The sequence below is a fragment of the Aquidulcibacter sp. genome (assembly GCF_020253525.1).
GTDB lineage: Bacteria > Pseudomonadota > Alphaproteobacteria > Caulobacterales > Aquidulcibacteraceae > Aquidulcibacter.
Genome location: NZ_JADCBK010000072.1, coordinates 21,700 through 47,374, shown reverse-complemented (window position 1 = coordinate 47,374; position 25,675 = coordinate 21,700). Strand labels below are relative to the sequence as shown.

Genomic DNA, 25,675 nt, shown 5'->3' with positions numbered 1-25,675 from the left:
CATGCCCAAATCCTAATTTCCCCCTGACTTGAAGCCAACTCCAAGGTCCAACGCACCTAAATCATCATACGAAAAAGCCATAGAATGGCAGGAAATCGCAAAGTGATTCGGTAGCTTTGGACTCCAAAATCAGTGGCGGACAGTCAAACTCAGCGAAATCGACCGACCTCTTTTGTAGGTGTTTGATTCGGTACGACCCAGCTTGGAGATTTGGAATTCCTGATTGTCTTCAGCTAGCAAATTGCGGCCGCTGATACCAAACGTATAGTCGACTTTTCCAATGGTGAAATCGCGTTTGTAAACCAAATCAACGTTCGTCCCTGGATTTTCGATTACGGAAGGAACCGAACCTAAACCGCGACGCGCGATACGTTCGTCAACCCAGCCAATCAACAGAGTCAATTGCTGGTCGTCGGTTTCATAGCCTAATTGCAAATTGGCAATGTTCTTGGGCGTACCTTGCAACTCGCTGCCATCCAAACCGAATTGCGAAGCAGAAATCGAGCGGAAATCGATTGGGCTTATCACATTTGACCCTGTTGGCGCATTTACCTCAGAGTGTGTGTAGGTATAGTTAGCGGCAAAATTCCACTTGGCATCTTGAAGAACAGGCATCTTGAACGGCATTTCGAAATTGGCGCGATACTCCAATTCTAAGCCATACAAGGTTGCTTCGGGGGCATTGATGAAGCGGGTAAATGAGCGCTCCAGGCGTACGATGACTTCTTCAATTGGATTGTCGATCTTCTTGTAGAAAGCACCTGCCGTGACGAATTGGCCGCGACCAAAATAGTATTCCAGCCGAGCGTCAAAGTTCTCAAACTCACTATCTTTGAGGAATGGGTTGCCTTGATAAATTCGATTGGATTCTGGGTCGATGTAAGGTGTAAACGCTAACTCGCGGAACTGCGGACGTGCGATGGTCTTTGAATAGCCCAACCGCATCTGCAATTCGTCTGCGAAGTTCCACGTGATCGTGGCCGCAGGCAGCAAATAGTCGTTGGCCAGTTCAACGGGGGCTGTCGGCGTATCGCCAAATCGGTTGGTAGTCCGCACTTTTTGTGTAGCATCCTCATAGCGCACACCAATTGACGCGCGGATGAAGGAGGTAAGCTCAAACTCTGAGGCGAGATAGGCGGCCATGTTTTCGAGGCTACCCACATACGCATCATCTTTACCGGTCTGCTCGCTGATTACAAAACGTGCAGGATCGATGTTGTCCGGCGAAAACAGAAAATCAACCCGTGAGCGCAAGACGTTGTTGGACGTAGGACCACGAGGACCCGTAAATGCGAAGGAAATCAGCTCGTAATTGCGGTCAGTTTTGGACGTGACCGCCCCACCAGAAAGCTCAACCTCTCGCCCCTTCGCGAGTTTTAGAATGTATTTTGCATCAAATCCAAAGCTAGAAACCTCGTCCTTTAGTTCCGAGAAGCGGATCGCATTGCCCAGTGAAGCCCCATTAAATGCTGTAATGCCGTTGACCACAGTGTATGAGATATCACGCTCATAGGGTGCTTTGCGGGTAGATTGACCTATCGAGCCACGCCACTGCAATTCCATCCCACCCAGCTTGTGTTCACCAGAAAGCTGGGCTGAGGCCAGCTCGCGCTCGTACCAAGCAGTGCCTTCAGTGCGATAGGATTGACCACTTGGAAGGTTGGTATCCGTGCCGACCTCAACTTGTGCTTTTTTTGATGTGCTCCGCACCAAAAGACCGGTTAAACCAATACGATTATCGCCCCAATTGGCGCTGGCACTACCAAAACCATTTATCACAATGTCCCAAGTTGACGACAAATTGGTGCCTTCAGCCTCGACCGTATCGGATACAACATCCTGACGCAGGGCTTCTTGGGTCTTAAACCCACTCTTATAGCCAAATACTCCAACTAGGCCGATGGTGGCGTCGTTGACGTCCAGACTGCGACCTGCAGTGATCTCTGCATCGAAATCAGGGCGGGTCCTTTCGCTTTGAATGACCGTCAAGGGTGAGTTGATGAAGCTCTCGCCAATGAATTCAAGCTGCTTAGGCGTAAAGTTAGTATCATTGATACGTTTACCGGTAGCAACGGCATCTCGCACAGGCTGAGGAAGACGACGTAGGTCAGTGTCAACCCCAGTCCAGTCCATTCGGTGGCCTTCATAAACAAGGCCAGTTTTGCCAGTGGTCTCAGAATTATAACCGGTGCCGACCTTTAGGGTTAGGAAGTCTTCATTTGGGGTCTTCAAAGTCCGCAGGTCAATAACGCCGCCACCGAATTCGCCGGGATAGTTAGGGGAGAAAGTCTTTTGTACTGTGGCACCGTTCAGAATGTTGGATGGAAAGAGATCCAGCGGCACTTGACGACGCAGTGGTTCCGGGCTTGGCAATGGGGAACCGTTAAGCAGGGCTGACGAATAGCGGTCACCCAAACCACGCACGTAAACGAAACGGCCAGAAACAACAGACAGACCTGTTAAGCGAGTCAGCGCGGCTGCGGCATTGTCATCGCCGGTTCGCGCAAGATCAGCTGCTGATAAGAAGTTTGCAACTTCTGACGTTACACGTTGAGGTTCAGGAATAAACCGGCCACGAACAACAACCACTTCGACATCTTCTTCGGGTTCATCTCTTGCGGCAGGAGCAGAAGTCGGCTGAGCCGGGGCGGCTTGAGCGCTGGCAAAACTGGGCATCAGTGATGGCACTACAAGAATGCTAGTAAGCAACAGAATTCTGCGCAGACGGGCGGAAATGATCATGTCGGACGGCCTTTAGGAAGACTGAGAAGGGGCCAGGCTGGCCAAAGCAAGAAACCAATCGATGCGGCAAGGAAGCCCTGCCGCACCGATCGATTGAATTCAACAGGACGAACCCGCGGCTAGACTACAAGTCCAAGAAGACCACCATAAGTCGGCAACATCGCGAACTGCTCCTATGTAGTTCGTCGCGGTGAAGAATGGGTCGACCGTCGTTGGATTCACTGCAGCGCGACCCGATTCTGCCGACCCATTGATAAAGCGGCTAGCCAAGGTCGCGGCTGTGCCTGTGGAATTGTTTGAGCCTGCATTTAAACGTGCGGTGGCAACCGCTCCATACCCACCTGAACAACTGGACAAGATCGAGTCGAGCTGTGGTGCTGGGCTGGTATTCGCCGATTCGAAGTTCAAGCATGTTGTTGAACCCGTGACCACGCCGTTGAGAAGGCGAGCCGAGCCACCCGGCGTGCCGCCAGTGTTGTTCAAGACGATGCCAGTCAAGCCAGCCGAAGCATCATTTTGTGGGACACCTACAAAGGTGAAGTTGGCAATGATTGGGTTGGTATTCAGCGTACCAGCCAAGCTAGCGACAGTACGATTGCTGCCTTCGATCATACGATCTGGCCCACCGGTAGCTGTCAAGGCCTGAAGAACAATGCCAAACTGCGCCTTGCCAACCCAACCCTCGTCAAAGTCAAGCGAGTCATCGAGAGCACCCGTGACAACCCAGTTTCGCAGATTCACCGTGCCGCCAAAGATTTCGATGCCATCATCTCCAGAGTTGTGGATTTGGATGTTGCTGATTTCAGTAGCTGAACCGACGCCGCCTAAAGTCAAACCGTTCAAGTCGTCGCCTGCCGCAGCCGAAGTCAGGAAAGCACCTGGATAGCGGATTTGTAGATAGGTGATCCGGCCGCTGTTGTCCGCCGCCGTAGCTCCACCATACAAAGCTTGACGACCTGTTGCTGCGGTAATGCCCTCAACGGCATTTTGGCAATCAACACTGCCTTGAGCCACAGCCGTTGAGCAACCTCGAATGGGTGCCGCGCCTAGCACGATAAGGCCAGCCCATTCCCGACTTGCCCGTGCCTTGTCCGTTTGCGTGCCCGCAACGTCATTGCGTGAAGTCATAACAACTGGCGCTTGGGGTGTGCCGTTGATAAAGATTTGTGAGCCACGGTTCACAATCAAAACATCAGCCGAGGTAGAACCATAGAGGCGAACGCCGGGGTCAATCGTCAAGCTTGCAGCCGTTCCGGAGTTCAAGGCTGCACCGCGGTCAAAGCCCACATCTACCCGACCTGAAATCTGATAGATATTGCCAGCCGTTAAACGGAGATTTGCCGGGATCGTGCCGCTGCCAATAACGCCACTGATGACGCAATTGCGTTGGCCAGCGATGGTGCCCTGCTCAACAGTTCCAGTGGGGCAAGCTGCGGCCGGAAGCAGTTGGATGGTCCAACCCGAAGCCCAGTTCGACGTTGCCGTCGCAGTGGCCGAGAAAGCGCCAACATAGTTAGCCGCTTCGAAGAAAGAATTCACACCGGTTGGATTGAGGGCTGTGCGGGCCAACTCGTTCGGGCCAGGCAGCAACGATGCGCTTAAAGTCGCAGCCGCATTAGAGACGTTATTGGAGCCACCAGAAAGGGCGGCAGCTGCAACCGAATCCATAGTGCCTGGACAGTCGAACAACATGGAGTCGAAGCGCACACTATTGGCAGCACTTGCAACCGCACACGTATTGCTGCCGGTAACCACCCCATTCAAGAAGCGCCCGGATGCACCGGGAGTGCCACCCGTATTGTTCAGAACAATACCTTGGATGTTTGCGCCCGCACTGTTTGTACGAACGCCGACCGCTGTGAAGTTTGCAATGGTTGGGTTTGTATTCAGCGTGCCTGCAAGGCTAGCAACCGTGCGGTTGCTACCTTCAAAAAGACGGTCAGGCCCACCAGCGTTTGGTGTTTGTTTGATCACTAAAAATTGGACAGCACCGGTCCAACCTTCATCAAAGTCGAGACTGTCGTCTAGTGCCCCAGTGATAACCATGTTTTTCATGTTTACCGTGCCACCGAAAACCTCGATGCCGTCGTCACCAGAGTTGTGGACTTGCAAGAAGCTGATATCGGTGGCCGAACCAACACCGCCCAATGTTAAACCGTTCAAATCGTCGCCAGCTGCCGCCGATGATAAGAACTCCCCCGGGTAGCGGATCTGAACGTAGCGCATAGTGCCACTTGTATCCGCAGGCGTCGCGCCACCGTAGAGTGCTTGACGGCCTGTTGCCGCGGTAATGCCTTCAACAGCATTCTGACACTCCAATGTACCCTGAGCGACAGCGGTCGAACAGCCGCGGATTGGTGCGCGGCCAAGCAGGATGAGGCCACCCCACAAACGATTAGATGTATCGGCATTTGCGGTACCGGCGATATCCTCCCTACCTGTGAACACGATGGGCTGGCTTGGAGTTCCTACAGCGTTGATTCGGCTGCCGCGGTTAATAATTAATAGGTCGGAAGCTTCATCTCCAAAGATGGTTACACCGGGCTCTATTGTGAGTGTCGCAGCAACGCCGGTTGCCGCATTCCCTGCCGCGCCCAAATCGCGACCGACATCGACGCGCCCGACCAGACGATAGGCCACGCCGGTGATGCGTGGAAGCGTGAGATTGGTGAGAACTTCGCCAGTCAGATTACAAACTGTGGTCGTACCAATTGCGGTTCCGATCGTAGTCCCGAGCGGACAAGTCGCGCCGCTGCCGGTGCCGCCGGTTCCACCACCACCAGTACCGCCGGGGAGATCGCCAACAAACGTTGAACCAGGTGATTGGATACTACCACCCTGCGAACATGCACCTATGAAAAGCGCCAAAGCGGCCACCAGAGTTCCGCGACTTGCGATAAATTTCATTCTACTCCCCTCACTGGCCTTTGCGCCGCCGTCCCCTTAATCAGTAGAAAATACCCAAATAGGCGTGCTTTTCTTGAAAGTAGGCGCAATTCTGCTCGTGCTGGGTTTCCCTAGTCCTTGGATGTGACAGTCTCACAAAGTCGCTGTGACAGAATTGTAAATTGAGTGTGACCGTTTTATTGCAACCACATCAAAACGCCGCCAATGAAGGCAGCACTTCAGCTCATCCATTAGTCTGTAGACAGATGAAAATGAGCTCGGCTTCAGGACGCCTTGACAGCCTTATTTGGTTGGGTGGCGGCTAACCCGACAATTGCCAAGGCCTCATCAATCCCAGAGATCAACGTCTCGGGCGTAAACGGCTTTGCGATGTGCAAATCCGCTCCTGCTTCAAAGGCTTCAGCCTTATGGTGCGTCATTGCATTCGCCGAAACAGCGATGATGGGTATACGCGTCCGCTGGCTGGTCTGTTCACGGTCGCGCAGAATGCGCGTCGCTGTCAGGCCGTCCATCACAGGCATCTGCAAGTCCATCAGAACGAGGTCAAATTCTTCCTGTTGGGCGGCATCTAATGCTTGTTGGCCGTCTTCGCACAATGTCAACTCAACGCCCAAGGGTTCCAAGATCAATTGCAAGACTCGACGATTGGTCGGGTGGTCATCAACGGCCAATATGCGAAGTCGGTCTGGAGCTGCTTCGCTCAATCCTTCTCGAGATAAATCCCGATACCCCGCTATTGGTGTGCTTGGAGCCTCGGCAAGAGGCAGAGTCAATTCCAAATAAAAGGTCGATCCAACACCGACGACCGACTCTGCATGAACCGTACCGCCCATCAATTGTGCCAGAGATTGGCAAATAGCCAATCCCAACCCTGAGCCACCATGGGCCCGGGTAATGGATGCATCAATCTGCTCGAAACGATTGAACAAGCGCGCGAGATCATGGGACTCAATGCCCGGCCCCGTATCTGTCACCGCTATCGACAGGCGCATCTGACGGCATGCACTGGTGTCGGCGGGCATCATATCGACGGCAAGCTTTACAGACCCTGTGGCTGTAAACTTAATCGCGTTTGATAGGAAATTCGCTAGAATTTGCCTTATACGGACCGCATCCCCGACTAGCCAAGTATGATCAGACTCCAGACAAGGCTGGGAGAACTTCAGTCCTTTATCGTCAGCACGAACAGCAAAAAGGGCGCATGTCCCTGTGATCAGATCGGATAACCTGAATGGTGTCGCCTCAATTTCAAGGCGACCGGACTCCACTCGCGCGAGATCGAGAATATCATTCAGAACACGCTCCAGCGAAACACCAGACTGGCGAACAAGATCGACCATTTCACGCTGGGAATCAGAGAGTTCGCTTTGAGATAAGGCGCCGGCAATGGCCACAATCCCATTTAAGGGCGTCCGTATTTCGTGGCTCATATTGGCCAGGAACGCACTCTTTGCCATGTTTGCAAGCTCAGCATTTGCACGCGCTTGATCTAACGCCTCCCGACGAGCAACGTCGTCAGTGATGTCGGTTACAAAGGACCGGATTGTTCCAGCGCCCGATGCGGGTCGGCCAAAAACACTGACGATCGAGCGGCCATGTCGCGTTGTGACGCCATCGAGTGTAAAGCGGAAATCCACCGTTTGCGGACGACCTTCAAGGTACGCCTGCCGCGTAACCCGATGAACGAGCTCACGATCTTCTTCGAGGATATTCTGTGTAAACGAGGCCATCAGATCGCCGTTTCGATCCTGATCGGGCCGCAAGAAATGCTCAACCGCGCCAAAGCCCGTAATCTTGTGCCCAGGCTGTTCTAAATCCCAGACCATGGAAGAACCACTCAATAAGGCGGTCTCCAGACGATTTTCCAGCTGTTCCGCACGGGTTAGAAGTGTCCGAAGCTCGGTCTGATCGTCAACCATGCCAAAAATCTGCGAAACGCGGCCTTCTTCGTCGAGGACTGTGTGAACGATAGACGCAACCTGCCGCGTTACCCCATCCATTCCAACGATGGGCATAACAAATTTGTGCACACCAGCCACCTGATTGAAGCGAAGAATGCTTTCCTTTGCCTCACCACGAAATTCCGGCGCAACCTGCATGAGTTGCTCTCGAGCACTAGGCACACCAGTATTCGGCTGACGTCCATAGGCGCGAAAGGTTCCCGGGGACCAGAAAAGGGTTTTTGTTTTCGCATCGAAGTCGAAGAACCCGATCGGAAGATCGCTCTCCAAGAGATCAAACATATGCGCATCGCGGTCACGGCGTTCGAGCGCATTTGCCAATTGTTGTGCGTGACTGTCCTTTTCGACGAGCAATGTGTGCAGGCGTGCCTGCCCTTGACTGAGGTAGCGTGCAAACCACAACATGCAACAAAAATAGGCTCCAGTAACGGTTGCCAGAACTAGGCCATCTGGCTGCAAGGCCAACCATAAGCCAAACCCTAAAAGGCCAGCCCAAATCGGCCATGTGCCAAGCACCATAATCCGTAAACGGGAGTTGGTTTGGGCAATGAACACATTCGTGCTGGCAGCCAGCATGATTGCAGCCGCCGCGTAGCTAAGACCAGATTGCTGGCTGGCCATCAGAATGGCGACTGAGGGAACCCAAGCGAGGCCGCAGCGCGCAATCAGGACAAAAATCAATTGATCTTCGGCTTTACGGGCAGCGGCCAATAATTGTCCCGGCTCTTGAACCGCCTTCATCCGGCCAAGCCACTTGCTCGAGAAGCTCTTCAAATATCGATCAAAGGCAATACTAGCAAGAAAGATCAGACACGCCCAAACCGGTGCCCCAGACATAGCAATACTGGCGTTAAGCAAGCCGTGACTCAAAAGACTTGCAGACCAATGAACCCGTGTATTCTTGAGCGCTTGCCGAACCCCAGTGATCCGAATTGCGGCTTGTGAGCTCGCCGGCTCAGGCACCGCGCGATCTAAAGCAAAGTCCAAAAATTTAGAAATAGCTTCAAGCATTGTAGCAGACTACCACCATGCAATGAATCTTATTTTAACGACATTGCCAATCTTGGCTGTCCAAATTGAATTTGGATTTGCGTTTTCGTTTGAAACACCTTTTGTTAAGGCCGCTATTGTCTTTGAACGCGCGTTGAACCGGAAGACCTCGTTTACTGGCGGTTTAAGGATTTAAACACCGGTAACCGTGAAAATGAGTCATTCACTCACGATGACTTGAGCCGGTAAACCGCCATGCACGCCAAAGCACTTCGTATGAACCATGACTATATGACGTTGGTTCACTGCAGAGATAAAGCGTGGGGTCAACACGCAGTCACGCGAATTGGATCGATTTTTGTTGCCACAACTGCCGTAGGAATTTCAGTCCCAGGACCTTGGTGGATTTTCTGTGTTGCAGCCATGACTATCGGTTGGGCGATTGAAGGGACATTCTATCGCTGGCTGAGCAACAAAATAGATCATCCGGATGATCTCGATCCGCGAGACTTACCCGCCATCAAACAGCTCACTATTCGGGCAATTATTTGCTTGGTCGCGCTTTATGCCTGCCCGTTCTTAGCGCTTGCGTTTGCACCAGACCCTGGGCCCAGCTTAGGACTAATTTTTGCCTGCGGCAGCCTTTTGGTTATCTGCGGTCAGCATGTTCTAGACCGGAACATGGTCTATAAGACCCTCCCAGTGATAACTTTGGCGGTCGTTCTGTGTGCGGTTCGTCTTGGTGATGGTTGGATCGGTTATCTTTTGGGCTTTCTCGCCTTCTTACTTTGCGTCAATACCGTGGTGTTGACTGGAGCATCGGTCAAATCCTCAGAGGATTTGATTGAAGCTCAAGGCCAAGCACTCCGCTTGGCGAACGAGCTAGATGAACGAGTGGTACAACGGACCCGCGAGTTAGAAGAAGCGGTAAAGGTAGCCGAGGAAGCTAATCGGGCCAAGTCCCGCTTTTTGGCGACCATGAGTCACGAGTTACGTACACCACTCAATGCTGTGATTGGTTATGCCGAAATGGTGGGAGAGGATGTCCGATCAGGAGATCTCGGCTCAACTGAGGCAGATCTCGAGAAAATACGCAACGCGGCCCGTCATTTGTTGGGTTTGATCAATGAAGTGCTCGACATCTCAAAGATGGAAGCCAATGAACAAGTCTGTCGGCCCAGCCAGTTTGACGTGCGTCATATCGCCCAAGAAGCACTTGACGCCATTATCCCAAGAGCGGCGGCAAGCCATACAAAGTGCAAGCTAGAAATCGCATCTGATTTAGAACCATTGGCCTACAATGATGAAGGGAAACTGCGACAATGTCTGTTGAACCTCCTATCCAATGCAGCCAAGTTTACGACCAGTGGCACCATTACTTTGACCTGCAGGGCGAGTGGTCAAAAAGCCGAATGGATTGCGTTTGAAGTTGCAGATACCGGTGTGGGTATAAAGGAGGAGGACCTCCCTCGTATCTTCCTGCCATTTTTTCAGAGCGACACAAGCTTCACGCGTTCCGTCGAAGGCACCGGACTTGGCCTTGCGATCAGTCAAAAGCTGGCTCATCTTATGGGAGGCGACCTTATCGTCGCTAGCCGAGTTGGTCAGGGCTCAACTTTTACGCTTACAATCGCCCGTTTCTTCGAAACAACCAGCGAGCAAGAAATCTCCTCGCTCGCCGGAAGGACTGAGGATAAAGCCTAGAAGCTGCTGACACGCTCGATGATGATGGCCGGTGCCATGCCGCCGGCTGCACACATCGTGATCAAACCATAGCGGCCGCCAGACCGCTCCAACTCGTCGAGTGCCATACCGATCAGAATCGAACCCGTGGCCCCGATTGGATGGCCAAGCGCCATCGCGCCGCCATTGATGTTGACCTTGCTGCGATCGAGCTGAAGATCACGAATGAATTTCTCTGCCACAACGGCAAACGCTTCATTGATCTCCCAAACGTCGATATCCGCGACCGTTAAACCCGCTTTCGCGAGAACCTTTTTAGCTGCCGGGACCGGCGCGTTGAGCATTAATGTTGGGCAATCACCAACATTAGCGGTGGCCACAATGCGACCCCGCGGCTTCATGCCCTTGGCCTTTGCATAACCCTCTGATGTCAGGAGTAGTGCCGCAGCGCCATCAACGACTCCAGATGAATTTCCTGCATGGTGGACATGGTTCATTGCACCCTTGAGCTGAGGGTATTTGCTGGTGATGAGATCACCATAGGTGCGACCAGTGTCATCAACCTTCATTTCTGCCCACATGTTGAACACGGTCTTGAGGCCATTTAGGCTTTCAAGGGTCGTCTGCGGGCGGGGAAACTCGTCATGATCCAATGCAAGCGTGCCATCTTGGTTATAAACCGACACAAGAGAACGATTAAACCGCCCCTCAGAAATGGCTTTAGCTGCACGCTGTTGGCTGACAAAGGCAAGGGTATCAACCGCGTCACGATCTATACCCTCGAGTGTCGCTATAGCATCGGCGCACACGCCTTGTTGGGACTGAGGATGCTTTTCGCGCAAACTTTTATTGCCTGCATCTAACATAGGGGGGGCCGTCAAATCGGCTGTGGCGGCCGTATAGCTCATCATCTCGGTTCCACCAGCAATGACGCAATCCTCCATCCCGGCCATGATTTGAGCGGCGGCAAGATTGACGGTTGTAATACCAGAGCCACAGAAGCGGTCTAGGGTCACTCCAGAAGCTTTGATGTCATAGCCTGCATCCAAGGCGGCCATCCGGCCAAGGTCACAGCTTTGCGCGCCCCGTTGAGAACTGGTTCCCCAAATGATGTCGTCCACCGTGGCGGTATCAAGACCATTACGATCTGCAATGGCCTTCAGGACCGTGGCGGCCAAATGCTGCGGATGCAGATGGGCGAGCGCGCCCTTGCCAACTTTCCCGATTCCACGAGGGGTACGGCAGGCGTCAATGATGTAAGCGTTTGTCATGGTCACTCCCTTAGTTTGTTGCTCAGATCTGAACGCCTGAGTTCTAAGAGGACTTTAGCCCTAGCCCCGACTGAGGGCAAACAAAAAGGGGTGCCGAAAACCGACACCCCTTTTCAGCTCCAGATTAACGGCCGCTTAGGCGGCGCGAACACGTGTCATCGCGGCCTCAAAGGCCTGAGTGATCTCGGAACCTGCATATTTTCCATACTCACACTTAGCCATTACTTCGGCTGGGGGGAAGATGGTTGGGTTGTTCTTATAGGTGTCATCCATCAGCGCCTTGGCGGCAGCGTTTGGCGTTGGATACAAAATGGTTTTGGTGATGTTTGCACCATTTTGACCATCCAATAAGAAGTTGATGAAGGCATGTGCGTTATTTGGGTTTGGTGCCCCTGTTGGGATGCACATACAATCCGAATTCAATAGCGACCCTTCCTTTGGAACCACGAAAGCGAGATCAGGATCTTCTGTCTCCTTCTGTGCAATGTCGCCGTTATACTCCAACACAATATCGACTTCTTTAGACATCAAAAGGTCTTGGCCATTGTCGTCGTGGAAGTTCTTGATATTTACCTTTTGCTTGATCAGCATATCCTCGACTTGTTTGATGAGTTCCGGTGTGGCGTCATTGACGCTCTTGCCCAAATATTTAAAGCCCAAGCGAAATACGTCGGCGCTTTCCGATAATAGGGACACGCGGCCTTTATACTCGTCGCTGTCGTAGAGATACTTCCAGCTGTCTGGAATGACACCCCCTTTCATCGCAGACTTACGATAGCCAATACCTAGAACTAGCCAAGTGTACGGCATCGAATACTTGCGACCCGGATCGAAGTCAGCATCCTGGAATTCCGGCAACAAGTTCTTTTTGTTAGGAATTTTGGCATGATCGAGGGGGGCCAGCATTTTAGCTTCAATCATACGGGCGACGTATTCATTTGAGGGCATGATCACGTCGAAACCAGGATTGCCAGCGCGGAATTTCGCAAAGAGTTCATCGTTATTGGCAAATAGGGTCATATTGACCTCGACACCGCTAGCAGCCTTAAAGTCTGCGAGCGTGTTTTCGCCGATATACGTATCCCAATTATAGAAGGCGAGCTTATTGCCCTCTGAACCTTCGATGACAAGCTTGTCATCGGTCTTTGCGTCGGGTTCAGCAGGTTTACAACCCGAAAGAGTGAGCGCGGCAGCAGTCGCGCCAAATGCGGCCATGAATGCTCGCCGCGAATGGGGTCGGAGTCGTAGGAACAGATCAACTTCTTCACGGGACAGGGGTCGCTCAGTCATTCACGTCTCTCCTTCTCAGGTTTAATCCTTGGTTTAAGCATTGCGGAAACACCAGTCATAATCTGCAAGCGGAACATGTGCGAAGTAGCGATCCTGCTCAGTTCGCTTCACGATCGTATACATGGCTTGAAAACGAGCACCGAGATAGTCTTTGAGCGGGTCGGATGACGCAAAAGTGTCCACCGCTGCAAACCAATTCTTGGGGAGGTCAACAGGTGCTTTGTCCGCCTGTGCATATCCGTCACCGGTAATTGGGGGGCCGGGGTCAAGCTTATGGGTAAGGCCATAATGCACGCCTGCCAACATAGCGGCTAAGGCAAGATAGGGATTAGCGTCCGCACCCGAAACCCGATGCTCAACATGGCGGCTGGCCGGGGGGCCTGCCGTAACGCGCAAACCGACTGTCCGGTTATTCACACCCCAGGTAGCTGCTACGGGCGCATACGAGTTTCCAACGAAACGGCGATAAGAATTCTGGTTTGGAGCAAATATTGCCATACCGGGGGGCAAAAGCTGCTGCATGCCTGCAATAGCATGGCGCAATTGAGGGGTGCCTTGGGGGTCTTCACTGCCGAAAATGTTACGTCCGTCTTGGTCGAGTACTGAGACATGCAAATGTTGGCCATTGCCTGCGCGCCCTTCAAAGGGCTTAGCCATGAAGGTCGCCTCCAAACCATGGCTGACCGCGCAGCCCTTTACGAGGCGCTTAAACATCATTGCTTCATCAGCTACCCGTAAGGCATCGGGTCGATGCTCAAGGCCAATCTCTAGTTGGCCGGGAGCAAACTCGCTAATAGCAGCTTCAATCGGCAAACCTTGGGCTTCAGCCGCCTCATAAAGGTCCCGCAGGTACGGCATATAATCGTCAAGCTCTCGCAAGCCGTAGACTTCATGGCCAGTGGGCGTGTGCCCGGTAACTGGCGACGATGGTAGGGTTGGGGCTTGGCCTGCATAGCGCTGGTCCAAGAGATAAAACTCGAGTTCACATGCCACATCCGGCGTAAGGCCATCAGCGGCGAACCTGTCCAATACACGTTGCAGCACATGGCGTGGGTCAAGATCACTGCCTGGACCATCGAGCTCATATAGCGACAACACGCACTGAGCGACATCCTCGCCCAACCAAGGGGCCTTAAACAAAGTATTGGGCGCGGGCTTGGCTAAACGGTCGGCATCGCCATCTTCCCAAACGAGCCCGGTCGCTTCACAATCGGCACCCTGCATATCCACAACAGTAATTGAACCCGGCAAATAACGACCGTGGCCGTAAACAGTTATAAGCTCGTGCGGTCGTATCCGCTTGCCGCGCGGCGGCCCACTCATTGGATTATACAGAATGTCAATGAAATTAATGCCCGGATTGGCGGCCAGAAAGGCTATCGCTTCTTCTTTAGTCGCGATGCCGTAGGTGTGTTGGGTTGGCTTTTTGGACAAAACAGGACCTCAGACTTTTAGGAGTAAATGTTCACGTTCCCAGGCCGACACGACCCCTTCGAAGGCATCAAGCTCATCCAGCTTAACGGCTGCGAACACACGACAGAATTCTTCACCCAAGACTTCTCGCATGGGTTCACAATTTTGGAAACGACCTAAAGCCTCATCCAACGTCCTGGGTAGGGAACGAGGCATCCGGTAGGCCGAAGTGGTTATCAAGGGTCCTGGCTCCAACCCCTGCACCATGCCAACATAGCCGCATGCTAGCGACGAAGCGATAGCGAGATAAGGATTGGCATCTGCCCCAGGCAAACGATTCTCGACACGGCGATTGCGTCCGTCACTTATCGGCGTTCGCAAACCGCAGGAGCGATTGTCGAGGCCCCATTGCACATTTATGGGCGCATCAAACTGAGGCCGCATCCGGCGGAAAGAATTTACATTTGGGGCAAACAGGGGGGCCACATCTGGCAGGTAGGTTTGCAATCCACCTACGAAGGATCTGAACAATTTGCTGTCTGTTCCGTTGGTATTGGCGAACAGATTGCGACCGGTTTGTCTATCCACCAATGATTGGTGAATGTGCATGGCGCTGCCGGGCTGATTGTCCATCGGCTTGGCCATAAATGTGGCGTACACGTTTTGCGATAAGGCCACTTGTCGGACAATGCGCTTAAACATCAAGACCTGATCAGCCAGCTCGAGCGCGTCACCGTGATTGAAATTCACCTCCAGCTGCGCGGCACCAGCTTCATGGATCATTGTATCGATATCAAGCTCTGCAATCTCACAATATTCGTAGATTTGCTCGATCAGATCCTCATATTCGTTTATCGCTTCGAGCCCATAGGGCTGCGATACTGTCTCAGCGCGCCCAGAGCGCCCAACCGGGGTTTCTAGGGGCAGATCTGGATCAATATTTCGGGCCGTTAGGAAGAACTCCACTTCTGGTGCAACCACTGGCTCCCACCCTCGCTCGGCATATAGGTCCAATACGCGGCGCAATACTTGACGTGGCGCGATATCTATAAGCTTACCTGCATGAGTATAGGCATCAGTCACCACATAAGCTGTGGGAGTGCGATAGCCGGGGGCAACACAGATTGATGCGGGGTCTGGAACCAGCACGCAATCAGGATCCAAGGTGCCAGAGAATCCATCTTCATCGTCAGTCTCGGCATCTGGATATTCACCAGTTACGGTCACTCGTAAGATCGAAGAAGCGATCCGCAAAGTATGATTCGACACACCCTTCAAAAACCTGGCGGCGGGAACCACCTTGCCGCGGATAATGCCGTTCATGTCCGGCAAGATTAGCTCAATTTCAGAAACGCCTTTCTCTTTGATCCAAGCTTCAAGGCGCTTGTGAATGTTAGGGTCTGTTTCGAACGACATGGGTCACCAATTTCCGCTATAGGATCTCATTAAGAATGGAATTGAGGGCTGCAACATAGGCTGCTGGTGCCTCTCTGGATAGGCTTGGCCCCGCCAACAGCATATTGTGGAATGGCGTAACCAAGAAGCCCCGATTTAAAAGGCCGAGGTGGAGAGCAGCCTCCAACTCATGATCAAAGCTGGCCCGCATTTGTTCGGCATTGGTCGGCAGTTTGGGCGCAAACACAGTCTCAAGCCGTGCGCCCAAGCGTATGACAGACCAAGGTAGGCCTGTACTGGCAATCATCGCCGCGATGCCATCTTCTAAAGCAATTGCACCGGCAATCATTGCTGCATAATTGGTCTCAGTCATAACGTCCTGCAGACAAGCACGTAAGGCGGCCATTTGCAGGGCAGAGCCTGACAAAGTTGTGCCAACACCGGAATGCCCGGTGGGAAGCTCACCGCGTACCCGCTCGATCCCGCGCTTTACCTCCTCCGTGAAACCCCAAACCCCAGTGGGAATTCCCCCGGCGACAGCTTTACCTGCAACCCAGATATCAGGCTCAAGGCCAAAGGTTCGTGTCCATCCACCCGGCCCAGTGGAAAGTGTGTGGGTCTCATCAATTAAGAGCAGCGTACCGGTGGCCTGAGTCACGCGGCGCACTTCGGTCAAAAACCCTGGAGCCGGTGCCACGATGCCACAATTGGTTAGGGCGGGCTCCATAATCACGCACGCGACATCGCCTTGCACCAGAGCATGAGTTAGCGCCTCTACGTCATTGAAGGATACACAAACTGTTACTGCAGCAAGATCATAAGCTTGCCCCCATAGGCTGGGCTTAGCGACGGTCAGGCCATCCACGAGATTGACTGCCGTCTCGTCCACTGCGCCGTGGTAGCATCCATCAAATACAAGAATCTTCGGTCTATTCGTAATGGCCCGTGCCGCGCGAAGCGCAAACCGATTGGCATCGGATGCCGTCAAGGTAATCTGCCAGAAAGGCATCCCAAACCTTGCCTGCAATAATGCCCCGACTTCCTCCACATCTGCTGAAGGTAACATCGAGGTCAGTCCACGCATAGCTTGAGCATGCACTGCTTTGGCGACGGGTTCTGGATTGTGACCAAACATAGCCCCAGTGTCGCCCAAGCAAAGATCGATCAAAACATGCCCATCAAGGTCAGTCAGGCTGGTGCCGCTCGCGTGCTCAATAACGAGCGGGAATGGCATGGGCCAATCAAGCATCCAATGCTGTGGAACACCGCCGAAAAAACCATTCTCACGACTGGCACGCGCAGCCGATAACGGACGGCTATTCTGATAGGCCGCGCTTTCACGCGCCTTAAATGCTCTCAGCCTCTCCCTGACAATTGGCACATTCCACCTCAGAATTTGTTATAACGTTCTTGGGGTGGGGTTGGTCAAGCCGAAAACGGCACTAAATGCGCTTAATCATCCAATCGAGACCATCTTGCACATCGGCGGCTATAGATGCGCGCAGTCCTGCTTCATCGCCGGTCTCAAGAGCCTTCAATGCGTCGCCATGGCGATCAGATAGGTCTAGGTCATTAACGGCATCAGGGAACATTAATCGCATAAACGGGCCAAACCGCACCCAAATGCTTTCAATCATAGGAATGATAACTGTGGAGGGACACGCACGATAGAGGTTAAAGTGGAATGCATGATTACTTGCCATATAGCCAACAATGTCGCCCTGTCGCAGCGCGGCGTTCATGGCATCATTGGCCTCAGCCATTGCCCTTTGGTGGTCCACAGTAACATAGGGCAGCGCCCTTGCTGCCGCCTCAGGCTCGAGCAATGCCCGAGCACGCATTAACTCGATGATCCCAGTTCGATCCATCTCCGGCACCGTGATGCGTCGTGTGGCACCCATGCTCAATGCATGTTCCGCGGTGAGTCGCCAGACGGCATCGCGAACGGGCGTAACGCTGCCCCCTAGTTCGGTGGCCAAAGACCGCAAGCTTAGGCTTTCACCCGGTGCAAAAGCCCCGCGTGAAAGGCGCGCTCGCAGCTCTTGATAAATCGCCTCGTGCAATGGTTCGGCACGGTCGACAGTCTCACCAACAAGGCTCTCAGTTTCTGACATGCCACTAGTGTTGAGTTGTTTTGCAGGCTCTGTCGATCATTTTCCGATCACAAAACTTGGCAAGCAGATTCAAATGACAGACGCGGCAGGCGCGGGAACAAATCCTTATCGGTGCCATGACCCAAATTGACCAAGAAATTGGACTTCCAGCCGCTTTCGCTGAAGAAAACTCGGTCAACGCCAGCATTATCAAAGCCGCTCATCGGGCCACAGTCCAGGCCCAGCGCGCGTGCGGCCATCATCAAATAGGCCCCCTGCAAGGTACCATTGCGGAAGGCAGCCTCAGCACCACCGTCTGGCATGCCTGAAAACCACTTTGCTGCATCTGGATTGTGAGGAAACAATTCTGGGATTTTGTCATAGAATTTTGGATCGCTTGCGACGATCACTGTCCAAGGTGCCGACATCGTTTTTTCGACATTACCGGGAGCCAAATAGGGTTTCAGCTTCGCTTTGCCTTCTGCCGAACCAATGAACGCAAAACGGGCCGGAGAACAATTCGCGCTGGTCGGGCCCCATTTTGTGAGATCATATACTGCCCGCATTAAACTTTCAGGCAAAGTCTCTTCCACCCAACCATTGCGGGTGCGTGCATCTATAAACAATTGATGCAATGCGTGATCATCAAGTACAGCCATCATCCCCCCCTCTCAAAACAAGAAGTGTGTCTACAAGGCTTGTTCCACGCGCAGAACCTCCGGGACATAATGCTTGAGCATATTTTCGATCCCTTGCTTCAGGGTGATTGTCGAAGACGGACAGCCTGCGCACGAGCCGCGAAGCCGCAGATAGACAGTGCCGGTTTCAGGCTCAAACCGGTCAAAATCAATGTCACCACCATCTTGTGCAACGGCGGGCCGCACACGTGTCGCGAGCAATTCTTCGATCTCTCGGACGATCTGAGCTGCATCGCCACTATAACTACCCGCTGAAGAAACCGGCTCTGAGGCTACACTTGCTGTGACGATTGGTATGCCAGAGACAAAGGTGTCCATTATGGCACCGAGAAGCGATGGCTTAATGTGAGGCCAATCAACCTCGGCAGATTTCGTAACGGTGATGAAGTCTGAGCCAAAAAAGACCCGACGCACCCCCTCAACCTTAAACAAAGCTGTCGCCAACGGTGAAGCTGAAGCGGCTTGAACGTCGTTAAACTCGATGGCTCCTGCGGGGTGCACATCGCGCCCGGGCAGAAACTTCAAAGTGGCGGGGTTTGGAGTTGCTTCGGTTTGAATAAACATGGGCTAGACATGGGCCTCTCAACTGGAAAATTCAACGCCTATCATGACAAAGACCGGGTCAGTTGCCTACTAGGTTGCAAGGTCGGCCAACTCTTCGTCACTTAATCCTGCAGGAACAATCATGATTGCAACCGCGCGAGCGCCAAATCCAAATCCGCCACGCATGGCAGCCGCAACTAACGGACCAGGCCCCCCACGCCCCGCAGCTGCGGCAAGCAACAATGTCTTGACGCTGGGTGTAGCATCGATGAACGCACGAATTTGGTGGTCCAGAGTACCTTCCTGAACGACAAGTTCAGGCGCAATGCCTGCAGCCTGCCATGCAACATCTGAAAGCTCTTGTAGGTCATCGAGCGCTTCTAGACGCATACGTTCGCGCATCGCCTCCCCCATGGCCGACCATAGGCCCGGATCCATCGGCTCAACGACGCGCAGGATAATCAGCTTTGCGTCTGTACTGGCCGCACGCAAAGCCCCGAAATAGACAGCGGCCCGACATTCTGGGCTGTCATCCGCAATGCAAAGAAGTTTGCGCTCGCCCATAGCTGACATCCGCTATCGCTGAAGAATGTCAGTGATCTCGCGCAGTTTCGAGCGCGCGCGAAGGAGATAAAAGCCTTCGGTTGACAGGTGGTTCGGCATCAAGAGCGCGTTGGGGGAAGCATTCTGCACAATCAGGGGCTGCAAGCTTGCAGCAGTGGCAAGATCTGCCAACATCGCATCATATAGTGCAGCAACCCGCCGCTCGACGATAACGTCCTTAAAGTCTTCGCGAACAGCCCGTAGTGCGATGAAATAGGCGTAAGACTGGCCTTTGACAAAATAGAATAATTTGTCGGCTCGCCGATCAATGAAGACTTTTCGCCCAGCCCCAATTTGCTTCTCTAGAGCGTCAGATGACGACCCGAGGTCAAGAGCTGAACGTGCTAACAACGCTTGTAAGTTGTCGGACCGGACGTCGAATACAGCCTTGCCTTCAGCGACACGAGCGTTATAGGCGATTAATGCGGTTCGGGCCTTCCGATACTCTTGGTCAGCAGAGGAGGTTGGCCACGGATCAAGCAACCAAGTGTCAGGCTGGCGAGAAAGGCCTTGCCGGGCGCGACCCAAATCAGGATCGGCGGCGGAAGTACCCCGTGAACGGCCCACGTAACTCTCTATCTCAACGGTTATGTTCGACAAGGCCTTCACCATTCCGGACTGAAAATTGGCCATATTGCCGCCATAACGCAACAAAGCTGCCGGCTGGAAGGGCTGTGTGTTTGGGGCCCACGCCGTTTGATTGATCTCGCGATCAATCAAACCCGCGATAACAGCAATAGTCCGTGAGGCCCCAGGGCCAGGGTCACCGGCTTTGAAGTTCAAATCGTCATTGATACGATGAGTAAGAATGGCACCGAAAATGTAATAGATCGGCACAACGACGACGATTGCAGCAAGGGCCCAGCCACGCCAACTCGGTCTCGGCTTGGCCGTTACAGGTGCAGCAGCGGGGGTCGTCTCGGCGGTAGCAAAGAGGTCTTGGGGCGGTCGTGGAGTAAACATTCGCCGCAGGCCAGCTAGACTATGTCGTACGCGTTGACCAAAATCCATCTGACGTCTCCGAATAAATGACCATGCTTGGGAAGCCATCTGATGCGACGGAACCAAACTGCTTTCAGATCAATAACGACAACGCACTCTATAGCAAGTCAAGAACCTTGTGTTGGATAAGAACTGTCCCTTTTTCCGTGCGAATGGGGGATTACATTCAAGATGTTAAGCACCTGCCCACATTGCTCGATTAGCAAGACTGATTCTGCTGAACTTCTGGACACGATGAAGGCAAATTGAACTTTTAGTTGACTTGTATTGGCCCATTGAGGCAACGGAACGACGAACAAACTCAATTCGAAACAACGATCTTTTGTCCGCAGTAAATCCAACCAGCGGTTTTTGCGTTGATCACGGGTTCGTGACTCTGGACCTCAAACAATTTCGCACTATAAGTAAAACCATCAGAAGGCTTGCACGCCGATTTTGAGAGGAAAAACCATGAAAAGACAAATTTTGGGTTCTGGAATTGCTGTCTCGCTCGCGGCGTTGGCTCTGGTGGCAGGTTGCGGCCCACAAGCCCACCAAAAGGCCGAAGCACCTGCTGCAGCTACTGAGGCTGCTGCTCCGGCGACTAATGAAGTTGCGGCTGCTCCTGCTGCCGAGGCGCCCGCGACCAATGAAGTCGCTGCGGCGGCACCTGCAGCTGAAGCCGCTGCTGCGGCTGCGCCAGCGGCTGGTGCGATGGTTCTTGCCATTAAAGACAAGGCCGGTGCAACTCTTTCGGGTGACCCAGTAAAGGGTGAGGCCGTGTTCCGTCAGTGCCAAACCTGCCATGTGGTGACCGCTGGTGTGAACAAAGTTGGCCCATCCTTGCACAATATCATTGGCCGCCCAGCCGGACAGGTTGCAGGCTTTCGTTATTCCGAGGCAAACAAAAACTCCGGCATTACATGGACGGAGCAAGAGATTTATACCTATCTAGAGAATCCAAAGGCTCGTATCCCGGGTACGATCATGGCATTTGTGGGCATCAAAGACTCACAAAAGCGCGCCGACCTAGTGGCCTACTTGAAGACCCATACGAACTAAGTGGGGCAATTGAGTCAGCTAGAGTTAGCTGGTCGATAAAGTTCTTGAAGGCGGGGTGTTGATACACTCCGCCTTTCTCGTAAGCCTCGCTCTGCAATTAGATTTTGCGCCGAGCAAGATCAGCCAAGTGAAGCGGCAGAGATAGCAAAAGAAACAAAGCCACCCAAAAAATGCCCGCTTGTGTTAATGCGGCTCGCAAGGCCAACATAAGACACGCTCCAGGTCCAAGCGCGAGGATTAGGGTGACAACACGCGAACGGATCTTTTCGCTTTTCCCCAAGGCCAAAAGCACCAAGAATTCCAGCGCGATCACTCCCAAAGCCACATCAATTGCTAGGCCTGAGAGGAAGAATTGGGTAATGGAAGAAGGCAAGACTTCAGGCATGATTGTGAGGCACTTCGCCCATCACGAAGGTGAGAGGCCCAATAAATGACCCATATCCTTTAAGAATATACGTGCATGGGCCGCAGGTTTTGCCCGCACCAGTTCCTTGTTCATATAGGCTTGCCAAGTGAGATACTGGACGTCCGGGTCGGCGCACATTTGCACAAAGCGCTCTCGCCGCTTGTCATTGCGATACCAAAAATGCTGCATAATGCCCAAAACCCAGAAAACCTTACCATGTGCCTTCATAAAACGCTTTCGAGCTAACTTCAGTGAAGATACTTTCCCGGTCTCTAGAGCCTCCGAAACGGCATCAGCCGCCTCGCGGCCACACACCATCGCATAGTAGATGCCTTCGCCCGAGGACGGGGCGACCACGCCGGCAGCGTCACCCGCCAGTAGAACATCACGCCCATTATCCCATCGCTTTAGCGGCTTTAAAGGAATCGGCGCGCCTTCCGTTCTCACTGTCGCATTGACGTCCAGTCCCGAGGCAGCACGAAGGTCCTTGATCGCACCACGTAAAGAAAACCCTTTCTGTGCACTCCCCACCCCGATACTCGCTGTTGAGCCATGTGGAAAAATCCAAGCGTAAAAGTCTGGCGACAAATGCCCCTGATAATAGACATCGCATCGGCTTGGATCAAAATCGCCCGACATCTGATCAGGAACCGAAATGATTTCGTGATAGGCGAACACACATGGAATCCTGTCCGCGCCCTTAATTGTTTGCTTGCCTACTTTAGACCGGGCTCCATCAGCTCCAATGACATAGCGTGTGGTGATCTGACGGGCTCGACCATCAGCATCAACATAATGGATGAGTGTAGGGCCGTCGATTTGGTGCTCCAAGCGTTCAAACTCGCCCTTGCGACGGTCCGCGCCAGATTTCTCAGCCCGCTCTCGAAGAAATTCGTCAAACGTATCACGATTGACCATGCCGACATAACCACCCTCAATTGGCATATCGACAACCTTGCCACTGGGCGCAATCATTCGCGCAGCATTGGCGTGCGCGCAAAGCAAGTGTGGAGGGATATCAAAATCGCGTATGAGACGAGGAGGAATAGCGCCACCGCAAGGCTTAATCCGACCACCCTTGTCCAGCAGCAGAACCCGACGACCTCTTGCGGCGAGATCCGCCGCAGCTGTGGCACCTGCAGGGCCACCACCAATAACGATCACTTCAAAATCTGGTGCTTGGGTCATGACCTTATCCTTATGTCAAAGTAGAAACATGTCCCATCAATGGGGAGGAGGCAGATTCGCTTTCATCAGTTTTTACGCTTGATGGACGTTCGGAAGACCCAAGACGACTGGCGAGATAAGCGGAGACCAAAAACAGCGCCCCCTCAATCAAAAACACTATGAGGAAGGCGTGACCTGTCTCTGGCAAAACAGCGCGCAGACCATCGACGCCCATTGCCCCAAAGAACCCGCCAAGCCCAAAGGCAATCGCCTGCGCGGCACCCCAAATACCCATCCGAATTCCAACTCGGGACTTTTGCCCATGACCGGCCAATCCCATCATGGAGCCGATTGCCGACACGGCAAAAACCCCATTGGCGAAACCCAAGGCAAACACAGTGGGCATAAGTGGCCAGCCTGGGCCAACCTCTGCCGCCGCGGCAAGGCCCAAAAGCGCAAGGGCGGAACCTAGGCAACCAAAAATAGCCCAGGCCGCCATCCAGCTTTTCCCTGACCGCGTAGTGCGCCCGCCAATCGCGCCGGTCAAAATCATGCCCAACAAGACGCCCATGTTTTGAATGCCGGACATTTGCGTCGATTGGCCGGGCGTCATGTGAAAAACCAAGCCGGCAAACGGTTCCAAAATGAGGTCCTGCGCGCTATAGGCGAGCATCGAAACAAAGACGAAAATTGAGAAGTTTCGAGCCAAGGGTTCAGCCCAAATCTCCTTAACAGCCTGCCTGAATGGAACCGGTGGGCCTTCGCTTGTTGCGGGTTCATCTGCAAGCAACTTTGCCCCAACTGGCAACTCGACCCCATGAACCGCTGCCAAGGTTATCAAGAAAGCGCACCCCGCCACCCACGTCGCGGCGAAGGCTAAGGCTTGGGAGCTAAATGGGTCGATTAGCTTGCCGACAACAATCGAGGAAATCACAATCCCGAGGATCATCATAATCCAAGTAATCGAAGCCGCGGCAGGCCGCCTCTCTGGCGCAACACGGGTAGCTAAAAGGGCCAAGAGCGATGTCCCGGACGCCCCCACCCCCATCCCGATCATAAGGTAAGCGAGGACAGAGATGAAGATGCCAAGTAAAGGCGTGGTGGCCATCATGAGCGCGGCATCAGTTGCCCCAAGCGCTCCCAAGCATAAACAAGCCATGCCACCAATGATCCAAGGCGTACGACGACTGCCCAAATCTGAACCATAGCCCCAATGCGGTCGGGTAATCTGAACAGCAAAATGCAGTCCAACTAAGGCCGCCGGCAGCATCGCGGGCATAGCCATTTCCACAACCATTATCCGATTCAGCGTCGAAGTTGTCAGCGCGACCACGGCACCAAGTGCACTTTGCACTAGCCCAAGACGCGCAATGCCAAACCAATCCAGCGGCTTGTGAATGGTTTCAGTCATGGGTGTCCTCCAAGCAGGGATCCAACACCAATGGCACTGACCAACATACCCAGCACATAGAGGCTGGTTCCGGTGGCATTATACCAAGGCGTATGCTTGAGTGGGTCACTTAAGAGTCGGCGCATTAGCGCAACCTGTGCGATTAGAGCGATCAAGACCCCGCCGGCATAAAGCAAAAGCCCCCAGTTCACGAGCAAGCAGATAACGACCACTTGAGGCGCGGCCATGAAAAGGCACGCAATACGCGCGGCACGATCAACCCCCATCACGACCGGCAAGGATCGAAGGCCCAACTGACGGTCTCCCTCGACGGCCTTAAAGTCATTTAGCGTCATGATCCCATGCGCACCGGCGGCGTAAAGCCCAGCAAGCAGCAAAATCTTTAGGTCAGGCAGGGCCTGAGACACAACGGCCGCACCCGTGAACCAAGTAAGGCCTTCGTACGAAAAGCCAACCGAGGCAGGACCCCACCAACCGCTCTGCTTCAGCCTAAAGGGTGGCGCGCTATAAGCCCAGGCAAGGACAATGCCAAGCGTTGCTGCCACAAGGACCCAAACCCCTAACGTAGATGCAAAAATCAAGGACACAACGGTCCAAATCATGGCAATCCACAGGCCCCATCGGCCGGGGATTCTTCCTGATGGGATAGGCCGATTGGGCTCATTTATGGCATCGACATGGCGATCAAACCAATCGTTTACCGCCTGGCTGGTGGCACAAATCATTGGCCCGGCCAAGATCGCACCCGCTAAAGTCAACGGCCACTTTTCAGAGAACGGCGCGCCGGAAGAAACAACTCCGCACATAAAAGCCCACATTGGTGCAAACCATGTGATGGGCTTAAACAGCTCCAACACCGCTTTAGGGGCCGGTAAATTTGATTTTGCCAAGGGGGCGGCTGTCTCATTCATAGGGCAAGCCTATGTTGGACACTGAAAAGTGTCAATTAAATTCGACACCAATTTACTTTGACAGTAACCTCAAAAAACATATTAATTTCAATGCACACAAACAATGCACATACGAAAGAGCTACCCGCAATAATGAGTTTCGCTACCT

The 25,675-nt window shown here is 53.2% G+C and carries 19 protein-coding genes; 2 read left to right on the top strand and 17 right to left on the bottom strand.

All coding sequences use genetic code 11. From position 1 onward, the window contains the following. Nucleotides 1-129: 129 nt before the first annotated feature. The 3 genes from IOB61_RS09825 to IOB61_RS09815 form a co-directional block, all read right to left on the bottom strand. A complete protein-coding gene (locus tag IOB61_RS09825) occupies nt 130-2,742 on the bottom strand; it encodes a TonB-dependent receptor (protein ID WP_290815778.1) in 2,613 nt (870 codons plus the stop codon). Nucleotides 2,743-2,841: 99 nt separating this feature from the next. Next, nucleotides 2,842-5,649 carry a hypothetical protein gene (locus tag IOB61_RS09820; protein WP_290815775.1) on the bottom strand — a complete coding sequence of 936 codons (2,808 nt, stop codon included), beginning with the start codon at nt 5,647-5,649 and terminating at the stop codon, nt 2,842-2,844. A gap of 263 nt (nt 5,650-5,912) precedes the next feature. Next, nucleotides 5,913-8,468, bottom strand: a complete 2,556-nt coding sequence (locus IOB61_RS09815) for a PAS domain-containing hybrid sensor histidine kinase/response regulator (RefSeq protein WP_290815772.1) — start codon at nt 8,466-8,468, stop codon at nt 5,913-5,915. Between the two features lie 408 nt (nt 8,469-8,876). Between IOB61_RS09815 and IOB61_RS09810 the strand changes: the two genes are divergently transcribed. Then, nucleotides 8,877-10,304 (top strand): ATP-binding protein, encoded by a 1,428-nt coding sequence (locus tag IOB61_RS09810; protein WP_290815769.1) that lies wholly within the window; start codon nt 8,877-8,879, stop codon nt 10,302-10,304. Here the strand turns inward: IOB61_RS09810 and IOB61_RS09805 are convergent. The 10 genes from IOB61_RS09805 to IOB61_RS09760 all read right to left on the bottom strand — a co-directional run bounded on the left by IOB61_RS09805 (nt 10,301) and on the right by IOB61_RS09760 (nt 20,552). After that, on the bottom strand, nt 10,301-11,554 hold the full coding sequence (locus IOB61_RS09805) for an acetyl-CoA C-acetyltransferase (RefSeq protein WP_290815766.1): 1,254 nt from the start codon (nt 11,552-11,554) through the stop codon (nt 10,301-10,303). The genes IOB61_RS09810 and IOB61_RS09805 overlap by 4 nt on opposite strands. 135 nt (nt 11,555-11,689) lie before the next feature. Continuing rightward, nucleotides 11,690-12,769, bottom strand: coding sequence for a PotD/PotF family extracellular solute-binding protein (locus tag IOB61_RS09800; protein ID WP_290815765.1), 1,080 nt, complete (start codon nt 12,767-12,769; stop codon nt 11,690-11,692). 108 nt (nt 12,770-12,877) lie between these two features. After that, nucleotides 12,878-14,278 carry a glutamine synthetase family protein gene (locus IOB61_RS09795; RefSeq protein ID WP_290815763.1) on the bottom strand — a complete coding sequence of 467 codons (1,401 nt, stop codon included), beginning with the start codon at nt 14,276-14,278 and terminating at the stop codon, nt 12,878-12,880. A 9-nt stretch (nt 14,279-14,287) separates the two neighbouring features. After that, nucleotides 14,288-15,673, bottom strand: a complete 1,386-nt coding sequence (locus IOB61_RS09790; protein ID WP_290815760.1) for a glutamine synthetase family protein — start codon at nt 15,671-15,673, stop codon at nt 14,288-14,290. A gap of 16 nt (nt 15,674-15,689) precedes the next feature. Beyond that, nucleotides 15,690-17,033: a transaminase gene (locus IOB61_RS09785; RefSeq protein WP_290815757.1), complete on the bottom strand. Its 1,344-nt coding sequence runs from the start codon at nt 17,031-17,033 to the stop codon at nt 15,690-15,692. 61 nt (nt 17,034-17,094) lie between these two features. Beyond that, entirely contained in the window at nt 17,095-17,766 is a 672-nt protein-coding gene (locus tag IOB61_RS09780) for a GntR family transcriptional regulator (RefSeq protein WP_290815754.1), read from the bottom strand. Between the two features lie 47 nt (nt 17,767-17,813). Beyond that, on the bottom strand, nt 17,814-18,404 hold the full coding sequence (locus IOB61_RS09775; RefSeq protein WP_290815800.1) for a malonic semialdehyde reductase: 591 nt from the start codon (nt 18,402-18,404) through the stop codon (nt 17,814-17,816). 30 nt (nt 18,405-18,434) lie between these two features. After that, nucleotides 18,435-19,007, bottom strand: a complete 573-nt coding sequence (locus tag IOB61_RS09770; RefSeq protein WP_290815751.1) for a NifU family protein — start codon at nt 19,005-19,007, stop codon at nt 18,435-18,437. 69 nt (nt 19,008-19,076) lie between these two features. Then, nucleotides 19,077-19,550 carry a universal stress protein gene (locus IOB61_RS09765; protein ID WP_290815748.1) on the bottom strand — a complete coding sequence of 158 codons (474 nt, stop codon included), beginning with the start codon at nt 19,548-19,550 and terminating at the stop codon, nt 19,077-19,079. Nucleotides 19,551-19,562: 12 nt separating this feature from the next. Next, nucleotides 19,563-20,552, bottom strand: coding sequence for a DUF2333 family protein (locus IOB61_RS09760; RefSeq protein WP_290815745.1), 990 nt, complete (start codon nt 20,550-20,552; stop codon nt 19,563-19,565). 489 nt (nt 20,553-21,041) lie between these two features. On the opposite strand from IOB61_RS09760, the gene IOB61_RS09755 reads away from it, so the two are divergent. Continuing rightward, a complete protein-coding gene (locus IOB61_RS09755) occupies nt 21,042-21,632 on the top strand; it encodes a cytochrome c family protein (RefSeq protein WP_290815742.1) in 591 nt (196 codons plus the stop codon). A gap of 97 nt (nt 21,633-21,729) precedes the next feature. Here the strand turns inward: IOB61_RS09755 and IOB61_RS09750 are convergent, their stop codons facing one another. The 4 genes from IOB61_RS09750 to chlG are packed head-to-tail and all read right to left on the bottom strand — an operon-like array spanning nt 21,730 to nt 25,527. Then, nucleotides 21,730-22,017: a hypothetical protein gene (locus IOB61_RS09750; RefSeq protein WP_290815739.1), complete on the bottom strand. Its 288-nt coding sequence runs from the start codon at nt 22,015-22,017 to the stop codon at nt 21,730-21,732. Between the two features lie 21 nt (nt 22,018-22,038). Further along, the gene (locus IOB61_RS09745) at nt 22,039-23,226 is read right to left on the bottom strand and encodes a geranylgeranyl diphosphate reductase (RefSeq protein ID WP_290815736.1); all 1,188 of its coding nucleotides are present in this window, start codon (nt 23,224-23,226) and stop codon (nt 22,039-22,041) included. A gap of 10 nt (nt 23,227-23,236) precedes the next feature. Continuing rightward, complete coding sequence (locus tag IOB61_RS09740; protein ID WP_290815733.1) at nt 23,237-24,616, bottom strand: BCD family MFS transporter; 1,380 nt, start codon at nt 24,614-24,616, stop codon at nt 23,237-23,239. After that, complete coding sequence (chlG, locus tag IOB61_RS09735) at nt 24,613-25,527, bottom strand: chlorophyll synthase ChlG (RefSeq protein WP_290815730.1); 915 nt, start codon at nt 25,525-25,527, stop codon at nt 24,613-24,615. The genes IOB61_RS09740 and chlG overlap by 4 nt, the downstream gene beginning before the upstream one ends. Nucleotides 25,528-25,675: the final 148 nt, after the last annotated feature.

Bases quoted from the DNA above. Each gene is read 5' to 3' on its own strand.
- IOB61_RS09825 (WP_290815778.1), bottom strand. From the start codon at position 2,742: ATGATCATTTCCGCCCGTCTGCGCAGAATTCTGTTGCTTACTAGCATT.
- IOB61_RS09820 (WP_290815775.1), bottom strand. From the start codon at position 5,649: ATGAAATTTATCGCAAGTCGCGGAACTCTGGTGGCCGCTTTGGCGCTT.
- IOB61_RS09810 (WP_290815769.1), top strand. From the start codon at position 8,877: ATGAACCATGACTATATGACGTTGGTTCACTGCAGAGATAAAGCGTGG.
- IOB61_RS09805 (WP_290815766.1), bottom strand. From the start codon at position 11,554: ATGACAAACGCTTACATCATTGACGCCTGCCGTACCCCTCGTGGAATC.
- IOB61_RS09800 (WP_290815765.1), bottom strand. From the start codon at position 12,769: ATGGCCGCATTTGGCGCGACTGCTGCCGCGCTCACTCTTTCGGGTTGT.
- IOB61_RS09790 (WP_290815760.1), bottom strand. From the start codon at position 15,673: ATGTCGTTCGAAACAGACCCTAACATTCACAAGCGCCTTGAAGCTTGG.
- IOB61_RS09780 (WP_290815754.1), bottom strand. From the start codon at position 17,766: ATGTCAGAAACTGAGAGCCTTGTTGGTGAGACTGTCGACCGTGCCGAA.
- IOB61_RS09775 (WP_290815800.1), bottom strand. From the start codon at position 18,404: ATGGCTGTACTTGATGATCACGCATTGCATCAATTGTTTATAGATGCA.
- IOB61_RS09770 (WP_290815751.1), bottom strand. From the start codon at position 19,007: ATGTTTATTCAAACCGAAGCAACTCCAAACCCCGCCACTTTGAAGTTT.
- IOB61_RS09765 (WP_290815748.1), bottom strand. From the start codon at position 19,550: ATGGGCGAGCGCAAACTTCTTTGCATTGCGGATGACAGCCCAGAATGT.
- IOB61_RS09760 (WP_290815745.1), bottom strand. From the start codon at position 20,552: ATGTTTACTCCACGACCGCCCCAAGACCTCTTTGCTACCGCCGAGACG.
- IOB61_RS09755 (WP_290815742.1), top strand. From the start codon at position 21,042: ATGAAAAGACAAATTTTGGGTTCTGGAATTGCTGTCTCGCTCGCGGCG.
- IOB61_RS09750 (WP_290815739.1), bottom strand. From the start codon at position 22,017: ATGCCTGAAGTCTTGCCTTCTTCCATTACCCAATTCTTCCTCTCAGGC.
- IOB61_RS09745 (WP_290815736.1), bottom strand. From the start codon at position 23,226: ATGACCCAAGCACCAGATTTTGAAGTGATCGTTATTGGTGGTGGCCCT.
- IOB61_RS09740 (WP_290815733.1), bottom strand. From the start codon at position 24,616: ATGACTGAAACCATTCACAAGCCGCTGGATTGGTTTGGCATTGCGCGT.
- chlG (WP_290815730.1), bottom strand. From the start codon at position 25,527: ATGAATGAGACAGCCGCCCCCTTGGCAAAATCAAATTTACCGGCCCCT.